Raw genomic sequence first — 12,309 nt, forward strand, 5'->3', positions numbered from 1 at the left:
ACGTGAACTTAGGTTAGCCTAACCTAACTCAGATGTGCGACCCCGCCCGGCCTGTGTCTTTATGGCGCGTTTCCTGCGCCTGGATTGCGAGTTTTGGCGCGATTGCGACTGCCTGCACGGTTGTTGACGCCTGATCAGGCCTGCGCGCGTAGCGGTTGGGGCTTCATCACGCCTGGCTGCACGGCCGTTGTGCCGATCCGCCTGCTTGCACGGTCGTTGAGGCCTGATCACGCCTGCTCGCGCAGCTGTTCCTCTGTCAGACCGCGGCGCCAGTAGCCGACGAAGGTGACGCGCTTGCGGTCGATCTCCCGCTCGCGTACGAGATGGCGGCGCAGCTCCTTGACGCACCCGGACTCGCCCGCGATCCAGGCGTACGGGGCGGTGGTGTCGGGGAGTTGGGCGGACCGGAGGGCGCCGAGGGCCATGGGGGACCCCTCGACGCCCTCGTCCCCCTTGTCGCGCTCGTCGCGCACAAGCCAGGTGATGTCCGCGTCGGCCCGGGTGCTCAACTCCAGCCGGTCCGCGGCGTGCTGGACCTCCAGCCACACGCGGGCCCGGGTGCCGGGCGGCAGTGACTCCAGGATGGCCGAGGCGGCGGGCAGGGCCGTTTCGTCCGCCCACATCACGACGAGGTCGGTGTCGGCGGGCGGGCGGAAACGTACCGCCGTGTTGTCGGCGATCGCCGGGCCGAGTACCAGAACGCGGTCACCGGACCGGGCGCCTGCAGCCCAGCGCGAGGCGGGACCTGCTGGGGTAGCGGCCCCCGGCTCCACGCCGTGCAGCACGAAGTCGATGTCGATCTCGTCGACGCCGTCCGGGGTGCGCCGCTGGGCGCGCACCGTGTACGACCGCATCACCGCCCGTACGTCGTCGGGGAGTTCACGCCAGGCGTGCCACCAGTTGTCGCCCGCCTCGAGCGGCACGACGGGCGCGTCCTGGCCCGGGTGAGGCAGGAAGAGCGAGAGGCTCTGGTCGCGGCCGCCCGAGGCGAAGGCGTGCGCCTCGGGCCCGGTGAACGTGACACGGACCATGGACGGGCCGAGCCGCCTCGTCCGTACGACGTGAAGTGCGAAGAAACGGAACGGGGCGGCCACGGCTGTCGTCATCTCGGGCTCCTGGAGCGTCGATGAGGGCTGTTGAGGTATGTCGGGCTGCTCGGGTCGAGCGCGTCAGCCGACCCTTCGGACGGGGCCGGCTGAACCTGTCGGGCAGGTCAGCCGACCTGTCGCGAGGGGGTCAGCTGACCTTCTTCGCCGTCTCGATGGCCTCGGCGAGGTTCTCGAGGATCGGTGCGCACTTGTCGTAGGACAGGATCGGCTCGGGCGTGCGGGCGATGACCTGGCCGGCCTTGACGGCGGGCAGCTTCTTCCAGGTCGCCTCGGTGATGTCGGCCGGCTGGATGGCCGACGAGCGGTCGTCCATGATGATGATGTCGGCCTTGTACTTGTCGACGTTCTCCCAGCTCAGGTTCTCGAACCAGCCGCCGCTGGCCTTCAGGGCCTTCGCCGACGGCTCGACGATGTTCACGCCGAGGGCCTTGAAGTACTCCAGGTCGATGGAGAGGTTCGAACCGGAGACATAGAAGATGTCCTGGCTCGCGGAACCGGCCAGCACCTTGATGTCGGGGTGGGCCTTGGCGGCCTTGCGGAGCCGGGCGGCCGCGTCCTCGAAGCGCTTCTTCGCCGCGGTGACCTTGTCGGACTTCACGTCGGCGCCAAGCGACTCGGCCAGCTCGTACATGCGCTGAAGCGGCTTGTCCATCTGGCGGTCGAAGACGGAGATGCCGACGCTCGGGGCCAGCTTCAGGATCTTGGACGCGGACTCCTCGGGGACGTACCAGAGCGTGCCCGCGTCGTCGAACATCGTGGAGATCAGCACGTCGGGGGAGAGACCCGCGTACTTCTCGATGTTGAACTCGCCCCAGGTGTTGCCGAGGATCGTGACCTTGCTGATGTCCATGTCGCCGGCCTGGACATCGGCCTTGCCGTCCTGGGCCTTGGTCGGGCCGAAGACACCCTTGACCTCGATGCCGTAGTCGAACAGGGCGGCGGCGACACCGGTGAAGGCGACGATGTTCGCCGGGGTCTTGTCCAGCTTCACGGTCTCGCCGCGGTCGTCCTTGAAGGTCCAGGGACCGGACTTCGTGGCCTCCGCTGAAGCGTCCGAGCCGCCGCTCTTCGCATCGGTGTCGCCGCAGGCGGTCAGCAGGGCGCCGAGACCGAGAGCGCCGCCCGCGGCGAGGATGCCGCGGCGGGAGAGGTGGGAGGCACGGGCGTTGGGCATGGGTGGGCTGCTTTCGTGACGGGGCGGATGGCCCGCCTGGACAAGTTCGTGGGTAGGTTAGCCTAACCTCAGTGGATGTCCAGGGGGCGGGGGCGGCTCCCGTCTCGCGAGCCGGAGGCGGGCCGGGGCCCGCGGGCCCTCGCGGGCGGACTTCGGCGGGACGTTCCCTGCCGCCCAGAGGTTCCGGCTCTTTGCGTGCCGGCTCGCGGTCTCGGCCCTGTGCTCGAGTCACCCCACGACGCAGTTGTAGGGCGTGTACCGGACGCCGATTCCGTCGCTGGTGAGATCGTTTTGGAGAGAACGTGTGAGTGGGTAGTCGGTGTACCCTTCGGCGCCGTGCGTGTAGAGGTGGCGTCCATCGACGATGTTCAGTGGTGCACCGGTTGCGAACCGTCGTGGTAGGTCAGGATTGGCGATAAATGCCCGACCGTACGAGACGAGATCGGCGCGACCCTCTTGAAGGACCTGCTCGCCGGCTTCCCGGGTGGTGGCCTCTCTGTTCTCGCCGACGTTGGCGATGAGCAGACCCGGCCAACGGGGACGGAGATCGTCCAGTGCTGGATAGACGTCATTGTCGGTGAGGTGGAGGTACGCCAGGCCCGCGTTGCCGAGCGCGTCAACCAGGGCTCGGTAGAGCGGGGCAGGGTCGGCTTCGCTCATTCCGAATTGGGGATTGCCTGGCGAGACACGCAAGGCAGTCCGCTCCGCCCCGATGGCCCCAGCCACTGCCTCGACCGCTTCGACGGCGAACCTGATCCGGTTGGTGATCGATCCTCCATAGGCGTCTTTGCGCAGGTTGGTGTTGTCCGCGAGGAACTGGTGAATGAGATAACTGTTTGCGCCGTGCAATTCCACACCGTCGAAACCTGCTTCGATCGCATGGCGAGCGGCGCTGGCATAGTCGTCGAGGGCAGTCCGGATGTCGGCCCGGCTCATTACGCGGGGCACGACTGGCTGCGCTTTGTCCCCGCCCCGCACGTATACGGGCTCTGGCTCCGGAACAGCGGATGGTCCGGCGGGAACGGAGCCGTCGATCCGGCCCAGCGGATGCCCTTTGCGCCCACCGTGCATCAACTGCGCGAAGATGCGGCCCCCAGCACCGTGCACGGCTGCGGTGACCTGCCGCCAGCCAGCCACATGCGCCTGCGTCTCCAGGCCCGGGATACGCCAGCCGCTCTGGCCACGACGACTGGGCCAGATGCCCTCAGTGATGATGAGGGCGGAGCTGGCACGCTGTGCGTAGTAGTCGGCGACGATCCGGAGCGGGGTGCCGTCTTCGTCGGCGCGGAATCGGGTCATGGGTGCCATGACGATGCGGTTGGGCAGCTGCAACGAGCCCAGGGAATGCGGACTGAGGAGGGCAGTGTTGGTCATGCCGGGACCGTAGAAGCTGACACCAATGTCAGATGCAAGTGGAGGTAGCGAAGTGCGGATCGGCGAACTGGCACGCCGCACGGCAGTCAGCGAACGGTCGCTGCGCTACTACGAGCAGCAAGGATTGCTGTCCTCGCGCCGTACGCCAGGGGGCCACCGTGAGTACGACGAGAGCGCCGTCGATCGGGTGATTCGTATCCAAGAGCCTTTGTTGGTCGCTGAGCTGAGGGAGCAGCAGGAGCGACTGGACCGGATGATCGGGGAACTGATCCGCGCGCGCGAGGTCCTCGACGGCGTGATCGAAGCAGCTTCCAGCGAGCCGGCGCCAGTATCCCCTCGCTCCGGATCTTCAGGGTGAGTGCCCTGATCGACTGACACTCCTCGGATGGCCCGGTGGGCGAATAAGCCACCCTCGGCGGCGATGCTCGCCCGTTCATCCTCACGCCCCCACGCGAGACTGCCGACAATGGCGACCCTCGCCGATCGAGCGCGGACGGTGTCACCGTACGGCGCGTAGCGCCAGTCGAGCGCGAGCGCTACTGCGTGAGCAGCTCACCGACTGGAAGGTGGTGGATGGCGCGGCCGAGACAGCCGAACTACTGCTCTCGGAGCTTGTCGCCAACTCCGTCCAGCACGCCTTCGTCCCGGTTGGTCGTGAGATCGGCGTGCGGGTTGCGCGCTATGACGGGCGGCTGCGTGTCGAAGTCGCCGACGCGAACAATGGTCGGCCTGCGCCCAGAGAAGCGCAGGCCGATGAAGAATGTGGGCGCGGGCTTGCCCTCGTAGTGGCCCTGGCGGAGAAGTGGGGATGTTGTCCGCGAAGGCATGGGATCGGCAAGGCCGTGTGGGCTGAATTGCTCCTCTGATCGGGAGAAATGTCAGCTGGTGAGGCCCAACTCGCGTGCGATCAGCATCCGCTGCACCTCGCTCGTGCCCTCGCCGATCTCGAGGATCTTGGAGTCACGCCACATACGGGCCACCGGATACTCGTTCATGAAGCCGTAGCCGCCGTGGATCTGGGTCGCCTCGCGGGCGTTGTCCACGGCGATCGTCGAGGAGTAGAGCTTGGCCAGGGCGGCCTCCTTCTTGAACGGTTCGCCGCTGATCAGGCGTGATGCCGCGTCCCGCCAGGCGAGGCGGGCCGTGTGCGCCTTCATCTCCATGTCGGCGATCTTGAACTGGATGGCCTGGTTGGAGCCGATCGGGCGGCCGAAGGCGTGGCGCTCCTTCGCGTACTTGATCGACTCGTCCACGCAGCCCTGCGCCAGGCCCGTCGCCAGCGCCGAGATGGCGATGCGGCCCTCGTCGAGGATCTGCAGGAACTGGGCGTACCCGCGGCCGAGTTCACCCAGCAGGTTCGCGGCAGGCACGCGTACGTCGTCGAACGCGAGCTCGCGGGTGTCCGATGCGTTCCAGCCGACCTTCGAGTACGGGGGCGCCACCGTGAAGCCCGGGGTGCCCGACGGGACGATGATCGAGGAGATCCGGGGCTTGCCGTCGTCCGAGTGGCCGGTGACGGCAGTGACCGTGACCAGGCCGGTGATGTCCGTGCCCGAGTTGGTGATGAAGCACTTGGTGCCGTTGATCACCCATTCGTCCGTCGCCTTGTCCAGGCGGGCCGTCGTGCGGGTCGCTCCCGCGTCCGATCCCCCGTCCGGTTCCGTGAGGCCGAAGGCGCCCAGGATCTCGCCCGAGCAGAGGCGGGGGAGCCACTCCTGTTTCTGGGCCTCGGTGCCGTAGCGGTGGATGGGCATGGCGCCGAGCGAGACGCCCGCCTCCAGGGTGATGGCGATGGATGAATCGACGCGGGCGAGCTCCTCGAGCGTGATCCCGAGCGCCAGATAGTCGCCGCCCATCCCGCCGTACTCCTCGGGGAACGGCAGACCGAAGAGCCCCATGCGGCCCATTTCCCGCACTATCTCGTACGGGAACTCATGCCGCTCGTAGAAGTCGCCGATCTTCGGAGCGACGACGTCGTGTGCGAACTCCTCGACGGTGCGGCGGAGTTCCTCGTGTTCCGGCGACAGCCGGTGGTCGATCGTCATGGCTGGGACTCCTTGAGCATGGCTAGGACTCCTTGTGGGAGAGGGCACGGACCGTGCGGGACGGGCTGGGCCGGCTGAGGTGGGCGGCCATCCACACGCTGGTGGCGGTGAGACGGCCGAGGTCGACCCCGGTCTCGATGCCGAGGCCGTGAAGCATCCAGACCAGGTCCTCGGTTGCGAGGTTCCCGGTGGCGCTCTTCGCGTACGGGCAGCCGCCGAGGCCGCCTGCGGAGGCGTCGACGGTGGTGACGCCGTGCTGCAGCGCGGCCAGCGTGTTGGCGAGGGCCTGGCCGTAGGTGTCGTGGAAGTGCACGCCGAGCGTGTCCGTGGGCACGCCGGCCTCGTTCAGCGCGGCGAGCAGCGCCTGTACATGTCCCGGTGTGGCCACGCCGATGGTGTCGCCGAGGCTCAGCTCGTCGCAGCCCATGTCGAGCAGCGCGCGGCAGACCCGGACCACCTGGGCGATGGGTACCGGGCCTTCCCAGGGGTCGCCGAAGCACATCGACAGATAGCCCCGGACGTGGATCTTCTGCTCCTTCGCGCGGGCCACGACCGGCTCGAACATGGCGAGGGCCTCGTCCACCGTCCGGTTCAGATTGGCCTTGGCGAAGGACTCGGTGGCGCTGGCGAAGACGGCGATACGGCGGGCGCCGAGCGCGAGGGCCCGGTCGAGGCCGCGCTCGTTCGGTACGAGCACGGGCAGGGCGACGCCTTCGACGTCCCGCACGAGGGGGAACAGCTGCTCGGCGTCCGCCAGTTGGGGCACCCACTTGGGGTGCACGAAGCTGGTCGCCTCGATGGTGGTCAGACCCGCGTCCGCGAGGCGGCGGATGAAGTCCGCCTTGATCTCGGTGGGCACGGCGGATTTCTCGTTCTGCAGCCCGTCGCGCGCACCGACTTCGTGGATCCGCACCCGCGCGGGCAGGTCCTGGGCCGGGACGGCCATGGGCAGTCCGGCTGCGGTCATGAGGCCACCTCCTCGGGTGCCGATGACTTCTCGGGTGCCGATGACGCCTCGGGCGTCGATGACTGCTCGGGTGTCGATGACGCCTCGGGTGCTGACGGTTCCTTGGCCGTGGGCCGATCCACGGCTGAGGACGACTCCGCGGCGGAGGGCCCGGCTGAGGACGACTCCCTGGCTGACGGCTCGGCTGACGGCGCCCCCTCGGCCGTCGGGCCGTGATCAGGCGGCTCGTGCGGGTCGACCACGGCCAGCACCTGGTCCATCGCGACGGTCGAGCCGGGCGCCACGTCCAGCTCCCTGACCGTTCCGGCGTGCGGGGCGGAGATGACGTGCTCCATCTTCATCGCCTCGACCACCAGCAGGCTCTGACCTGCGGTCACCTCGTCGCCCACGGCGACCTTCACCACGGTGACCGTCCCCGGCATGGGCGCAGTGAGCGAGTCGGCCCCCGAGAGGGCGGCACCCGTCAGTGCGGCGGCCACCGGGTCGTGGTCGCGCACGTGCCAGACGTCCCCGTCCCGGCCCAGCCAGTCGCCCGCCCGGTGGAAGGTGTGCCGGATGCCGTCGAGGGTGACCGTGACGCGGTCGGGCTCCACGGTGTGGGTGCCCCGGGCGACGTACTCGACGGGCTCCAGGCCCGGGATCTGCAACCAGTGCCTGACCGGGGCCGGTTCGCCCCCGAGCCGCCAGCCGTTCGGCACCGAGAACGGGTCGGTCCAGCCCTCGCCCTGCGGCTCCAGGGCAGCTTGGCGCCCGGCTGCCGCCGCCTCGTACACCTCGTCGGGCACCGCCTGGTCCACGAGCGCGTCCGTCTCGCGCTCCACGAGGCCGGTATCCAGGTCGCCCGCGACGACGGCCGGATGGGCCAGCAGCCGGCGCAGGAACCCGGCGTTCGTCTGCACGCCCAGGGTGACCGTCCCGGCCAGGGCCGCCCGCAGTCTGCGCAGTGCCGTCGCCCGGTCGGGTCCGTGCGCGATGACCTTCGACAGCATCGGGTCGTACAGGCTGCCGACCTCCGTGCCCTCGCTGAGCCCGGAGTCGGTGCGCACCCCATCGCCCTGGGGCTCGTGCAGAGCGAGCACCGTGCCGCCGGAGGGCAGGAAACCGCGCGAAGGATCCTCCGCGCAGATACGGGCCTCAACCGCGTGACCGACGAGCCTGATGTCCTCCTGTGCGTACGGCAGATGCTCGCCGGCGGCGATCCGCAGCTGCCACTCGACCAGGTCCAGGCCGCCCCCGGCGTCAGCCGGACCAATGGACACAGTCAGCTCCGTCACCGGGTGCTCGACCTGGAGGCGCGTGTTCATCTCCATGAAGAAGTACGAGGAGGGGTCCTCGCCCGGGACGATGAACTCGACTGTGCCCGCGCCTCGGTAGCCGCAGGAGCGGGCCGCCTGGACGGCCGCCTCGCCCATCGCCGCGCGGGTCTTCTCGTCCAGGAGGACGGAGGGCGCCTCCTCGATGATCTTCTGGTGGCGGCGCTGCAGGGAGCACTCGCGCTCGCCGAGGTGGATCACATGGCCGTGCCCGTCCGCCAGGACCTGGATCTCGATGTGCCGGGGCCGGTCGATCCAGCGCTCCACGAGCAGCGTGTCGTCGCCGAAGGAGGCGCGGGCCTCGCGGCGGGCGGCCGCGATCTCGTCGAGCAGCGCGGATTCGACACGGGTGAGCCGCATCCCTTTGCCGCCGCCGCCCGCCGACGGCTTGAGCAGCACCGGCATGCCGATCTCGCGCGCGGCCTCGGCCAGCTGGGCGTCGGTGAGGCCGCTGCCGGACGAGCCCGGCACGACCGGCACCCCGGCGGCCCGCACGGTCTCCTTGGCGCGGATCTTGTCGCCCATCAGCTCGATCGCGGAGGCGGGCGGCCCGATGAAGACGAGACCCGCGTCGGCGCAGGCCTGGGCGAAGGCCGCGTTCTCCGCGAGGAATCCGTATCCCGGGTGGACCGCCTGGGCACCCGTGCGTCGCGCCGCGTCCAGCAGCCGCTCCACGGACAAGTAGCTCTCAGAGGCGGGCGGCGGACCGATCCGTACCGCCGTGTCCGCCTCCCGTACATGCCGGGCGTCCGCGTCCGCATCGCTGAAGACCGCCACCGAGCGCACCCCGAGGGCCCGGAGCGTGCGGATGACGCGGACGGCGATCTCGCCCCGGTTGGCCACAAGAACCGTGTCGAACATTCCCACCCTCACATCCGGAAGACGCCGAAGCCGGCGGCGGTCGAGTCCCTCTCGGGAAGCGGGGCGTTGGCGCAGGCGGTCAGGGCGAGCCCCAGCACCTGCCGGGTCTCCAGCGGGTCGATCACGCCGTCGTCCCACAGCCGCGCCGTCGCGTAGTAGGCATTCCCCTGCGTCTCGTACTGGTCGCGGATCGGGGCCTTGAAGGACTCCTCGTCCTCGGCCGGCCACTCCTCGCCGCGCGCCTCCAACTGGTCGCGCTTGACCGTCGCCAGTACCGAGGCCGCCTGCTCGCCGCCCATCACCGAGATCTTGGCGCCCGGCCACATCCACAGGAAGCGCGGTGAATACGCCCGCCCGCACATCGAGTAGTTGCCCGCGCCGTACGACCCGCCGATCACCACGGTCAGCTTCGGGACGCGCGTGCATGCCACGGCCGTGACCATCTTGGCGCCGTGCTTGGCGATGCCGCCCGCCTCGTAGTCCCGGCCGACCATGAAGCCCGAGATGTTCTGCAGGAAGACCAGCGGGATGCCGCGCTGGTCGCACAGCTCGATGAAGTGGGCGCCCTTCTGGGCCGACTCGGAGAACAGGATGCCGTTGTTGGCGACGATCCCGACCGGATGGCCGTGGATCCGCGCGAAGCCCGTCACCAGCGTCTGCCCGAACTCCGCCTTGAATTCGGCGAAGCGGGAGCCGTCGACCACGCGCGCGATGACCTCCCGCACGTCATAAGGGGTGCGCGAGTCCACCGGCACCGCCCCGTACAGCCCGGCCGGGTCGACCTTCGGCTCCACGGCGGACTCGACCGGCCAGGGGAGCTCTCCGCGCGCGGGGAGGGTCGAGACGATGGTCCGCACGATCCGCAGTGCGTGCGCGTCGTCCTCCGCCAGATGGTCCGTCACGCCGGACACGCGCGAGTGGACCTCGCCGCCGCCCAGCTCCTCGGCGGTGACCACTTCGCCCGTCGCCGCCTTCACCAGCGGGGGGCCACCCAGGAAGATCGTGCCCTGGTTGCGGACGATCACGGCCTCGTCGCTCATCGCGGGTACGTACGCGCCGCCCGCGGTGCACGAGCCGAGCACGGCCGCGACCTGCGGGATCCCGGCGCCCGACATCCGAGCCTGGTTGTAGAAGATCCGCCCGAAGTGCTCCCGGTCCGGGAAGACCTCGTCCTGCATGGGCAGGAAGGCGCCGCCCGAGTCGACCAGATAGACGCACGGAAGACGGTTCTCCAGCGCCACCTCCTGGGCGCGCAGGTGCTTCTTCACCGTCATCGGGTAGTACGTGCCGCCCTTGACCGTCGCGTCATTGGCGACGATCACGCACTCGCGGCCCGAGACCCTGCCGATCCCCGCGATGACGCCCGCCGCGGGTGCGTCCCCGCCGTACATCCCGTACGCCGCGAGCGGCGCCAGCTCCAGGAACGGCGAACCCGGGTCGAGGAGCGTGTCCACGCGGTCGCGCGGCAGCAGCTTGCCGCGCTGCACATGGCGGGCGCGGGCCCGCTCGCCCCCGCCGAGCCTCGCCTCGGCCAGCCGCGCGCGCAGCTCCTCGCCGAGGGCGCGGTGCGCCGCCTCGTTGACCCGCCAGGCCTCCGACGCGGGATCTGCCGCGCTCGTCAGCTCCGGTGCCTCGTACATCGCGTCGAGCCCCCTTGCCCGTACCGATGAAGCCCCTCAGCCGTCGCGGCAACCCAGCCTGTGAAGCTGCTGGGGCCGCATGGCCGAAGTTAATGACCGTTAACCCACTTCCCTCAGGTTAACGAGCGCTAACCTCCCTGTCTAGAATTAATGCATGGTTGCCAGAACAGACGCCCCCACCCGGCGTGAGCAGATCCTCAAGGAAGCCGCCCGGCTCTTCGCCGAGCGCGGCTTCCACGGTGTCGGCGTCGACGAGATAGGGGCCGCGGTCGGCATCAGCGGCCCCGGCCTCTACCGCCACTTCGCCGGCAAGGACGCGATGCTCGCCGAGCTGCTGGTGGGCATCAGCGGGCAACTGCTGACGGGCGGCAAGCGGCGGGTCGCCGAGACCGACGGGGATCCCGAGGCGCTGCTCGACTCCCTCATCGAGGGGCATATCGACTTCGCGCTCGACGACCGCCCTCTGATCACCCTGCACGACCGCGAGCTGGACCGCCTCCGGGAGAGCGACCGCAAGCTGGTGCGGCAGCTGCAGCGGCAGTACGTCGAGCTGTGGGTGGAGGTGGTCCGCAAGGTCTATCCGGGCCTGGCCGAGCCGGCGGCGCGGGCCTCCGTGCACGCGGTGTTCGGGCTGCTGAACTCGACTCCGCATCTGAGCCGTCCGGGTGCGCTGCCCGGGCGCGCGGCCACGGCGGATCTGCTGCACCGGCTTGCGCGGGGGGCGTTCGCGGCGGCCGGGGAAGGGGCGGAGGGCCTGTCCTGACGTGACGTGGGTCTCTGGACGGCCGCGGTGACTGGCCGGTAACCTAAGTCTGAGCAAGCGCTTAGTCCGTTGTGGTGTCCGCTTGCCAGTCCACTGGTACCGATGGTCGCGAGCCGTAACGAAGGAGCATGTCCGTGCGCCGTACCGTTTTCAATGAGGACCACGAGGCGTTCCGGGAGACCCTGCGTGCCTTCATCGAGGCCGAGGTCGTGCCGGTCCACGACGAGTGGTTCGCCGCCGGCCAGGCGCCGCGCGAGTTCTACTACAAGCTCGGCGAGCTGGGCCTCTTCGGCATCAACGTCCCGGAGGAGTTCGGCGGCGCCGGCATGGAGTCGCACAAGTTCGAGGCCATCCAGTACGAGGAGACATCGCGCGCGGGCGTCTCCTTCGGCGGATCCGGCGTGCACGTGCTGCTCGCCCTGCCGTACATCAAGATGCTCGCCACCGACGAGCAGAAGAAGCGCTTCCTGCCGAAGTTCGTCTCCGGCGAGGAGATGTGGGCCATCGCGATGACCGAGCCGGGCACCGGCTCCGACCTCGCGGGCATGAAGACCACCGCCAAGCTCTCCGAGGACGGCACGCACTACGTCCTCAACGGCGCCAAGACCTTCATCACCGGCGGCGTCCACGCCGACAAGGTCATCGTCTGCGCCCGCACCGCCGCCCCGACCGCCGAGGACCGTCGTCACGGCATATCCCTGTTCGCCGTGGACACCAAGTCCGAGGGCTACTCCGTCGGCCGCAAGCTCGACAAGCTGGGCCTGAAGACATCCGACACCGCCGAGCTGGCGTTCGTCGACGTGAAGGTGCCGGTCGAGGACCTGCTCGGCGAAGAGAACAAGGGCTTCTACTACCTCGGCGCCAACCTGCCCTCCGAGCGCTGGGGCATCGCCTTCGGCGCGTACGCGCAGGCCAAGGCCGCCGTCCGGTTCGCGAAGCAGTACGTGCAGGAGCGCACCGTCTTCGGCAAGCCGGTCGCCCACTTCCAGAACACCAAGTTCGAGCTGGCCGCCTGCGACTCTGCGAGGAGAGGGGTGATCCGGACCGTGGAGGAAGACCAGCA

General features: G+C 69.3%; 11 protein-coding genes. 4 read left to right on the top strand and 7 right to left on the bottom strand.

The window, feature by feature from the left end; translation table 11 throughout:
- Positions 1-227 precede the first annotated feature (227 nt).
- The 3 genes from H1D24_RS29330 to H1D24_RS29340 all read right to left on the bottom strand — a co-directional run bounded on the left by H1D24_RS29330 (position 228) and on the right by H1D24_RS29340 (position 3,657).
- Complete coding sequence (locus H1D24_RS29330; protein ID WP_181660732.1) at positions 228-1,106, bottom strand: siderophore-interacting protein; 879 nt, start codon at positions 1,104-1,106, stop codon at positions 228-230.
- Positions 1,107-1,236: 130 nt separating this feature from the next.
- Positions 1,237-2,283 (bottom strand): ABC transporter substrate-binding protein, encoded by a 1,047-nt coding sequence (locus H1D24_RS29335; protein ID WP_181660733.1) that lies wholly within the window; start codon positions 2,281-2,283, stop codon positions 1,237-1,239.
- Between the two features lie 228 nt (positions 2,284-2,511).
- Entirely contained in the window at positions 2,512-3,657 is a 1,146-nt protein-coding gene (locus tag H1D24_RS29340; protein ID WP_181660734.1) for an alkene reductase, read from the bottom strand.
- A 52-nt stretch (positions 3,658-3,709) separates the two neighbouring features.
- Here H1D24_RS29340 and H1D24_RS29345 point away from each other — a divergent pair, with 52 nt between their 5' ends.
- Together H1D24_RS29345 and H1D24_RS29350 are read left to right on the top strand one after the other, a co-directional pair.
- The gene (locus H1D24_RS29345; protein WP_181660735.1) at positions 3,710-4,015 is read left to right on the top strand and encodes a MerR family DNA-binding transcriptional regulator; all 306 of its coding nucleotides are present in this window, start codon (positions 3,710-3,712) and stop codon (positions 4,013-4,015) included.
- 211 nt (positions 4,016-4,226) lie between these two features.
- Complete coding sequence (locus H1D24_RS29350; protein WP_309484488.1) at positions 4,227-4,523, top strand: ATP-binding protein; 297 nt, start codon at positions 4,227-4,229, stop codon at positions 4,521-4,523.
- A 12-nt stretch (positions 4,524-4,535) separates the two neighbouring features.
- Here H1D24_RS29350 and H1D24_RS29355 read toward each other — a convergent pair whose 3' ends face one another.
- Genes H1D24_RS29355 through H1D24_RS29370 form a run of 4 tightly spaced genes read right to left on the bottom strand, consistent with a single transcriptional unit; the run spans position 4,536 to position 10,483 of the window.
- The gene (locus tag H1D24_RS29355) at positions 4,536-5,696 is read right to left on the bottom strand and encodes an acyl-CoA dehydrogenase family protein (RefSeq protein WP_181660750.1); all 1,161 of its coding nucleotides are present in this window, start codon (positions 5,694-5,696) and stop codon (positions 4,536-4,538) included.
- Positions 5,697-5,724: 28 nt separating this feature from the next.
- Positions 5,725-6,669, bottom strand: a complete 945-nt coding sequence (locus H1D24_RS29360; RefSeq protein ID WP_181660736.1) for a hydroxymethylglutaryl-CoA lyase — start codon at positions 6,667-6,669, stop codon at positions 5,725-5,727.
- Entirely contained in the window at positions 6,666-8,843 is a 2,178-nt protein-coding gene (locus H1D24_RS29365; protein ID WP_220137359.1) for an ATP-binding protein, read from the bottom strand. The genes H1D24_RS29360 and H1D24_RS29365 overlap by 4 nt, the downstream gene beginning before the upstream one ends.
- A gap of 8 nt (positions 8,844-8,851) precedes the next feature.
- A complete protein-coding gene (locus H1D24_RS29370) occupies positions 8,852-10,483 on the bottom strand; it encodes a carboxyl transferase domain-containing protein (RefSeq protein WP_181660737.1) in 1,632 nt (543 codons plus the stop codon).
- 154 nt (positions 10,484-10,637) lie between these two features.
- Between H1D24_RS29370 and H1D24_RS29375 the strand changes: the two genes are divergently transcribed.
- On the top strand, positions 10,638-11,246 hold the full coding sequence (locus H1D24_RS29375; RefSeq protein WP_181660738.1) for an SACE_7040 family transcriptional regulator: 609 nt from the start codon (positions 10,638-10,640) through the stop codon (positions 11,244-11,246).
- 134 nt (positions 11,247-11,380) lie between these two features.
- Positions 11,381-12,309: acyl-CoA dehydrogenase family protein (locus H1D24_RS29380; RefSeq protein WP_181660739.1), on the top strand; the 929-nt coding region annotated here is incomplete at its 3' end.

It is taken from the genome of Streptomyces himalayensis subsp. himalayensis (assembly GCF_013778455.1).
GTDB lineage: Bacteria > Actinomycetota > Actinomycetes > Streptomycetales > Streptomycetaceae > Streptomyces > Streptomyces himalayensis.

Coding starts and splice junctions, on each gene's coding strand:
- H1D24_RS29370 (WP_181660737.1), bottom strand. CDS start 10,483: ATGTACGAGGCACCGGAGCTGACGAGCGCGGCAGATCCCGCGTCGGAG.
- H1D24_RS29365 (WP_220137359.1), bottom strand. CDS start 8,843: ATGTTCGACACGGTTCTTGTGGCCAACCGGGGCGAGATCGCCGTCCGC.
- H1D24_RS29335 (WP_181660733.1), bottom strand. CDS start 2,283: ATGCCCAACGCCCGTGCCTCCCACCTCTCCCGCCGCGGCATCCTCGCC.
- H1D24_RS29360 (WP_181660736.1), bottom strand. CDS start 6,669: ATGACCGCAGCCGGACTGCCCATGGCCGTCCCGGCCCAGGACCTGCCC.
- H1D24_RS29330 (WP_181660732.1), bottom strand. CDS start 1,106: ATGACGACAGCCGTGGCCGCCCCGTTCCGTTTCTTCGCACTTCACGTC.
- H1D24_RS29375 (WP_181660738.1), top strand. CDS start 10,638: ATGGTTGCCAGAACAGACGCCCCCACCCGGCGTGAGCAGATCCTCAAG.
- H1D24_RS29340 (WP_181660734.1), bottom strand. CDS start 3,657: ATGACCAACACTGCCCTCCTCAGTCCGCATTCCCTGGGCTCGTTGCAG.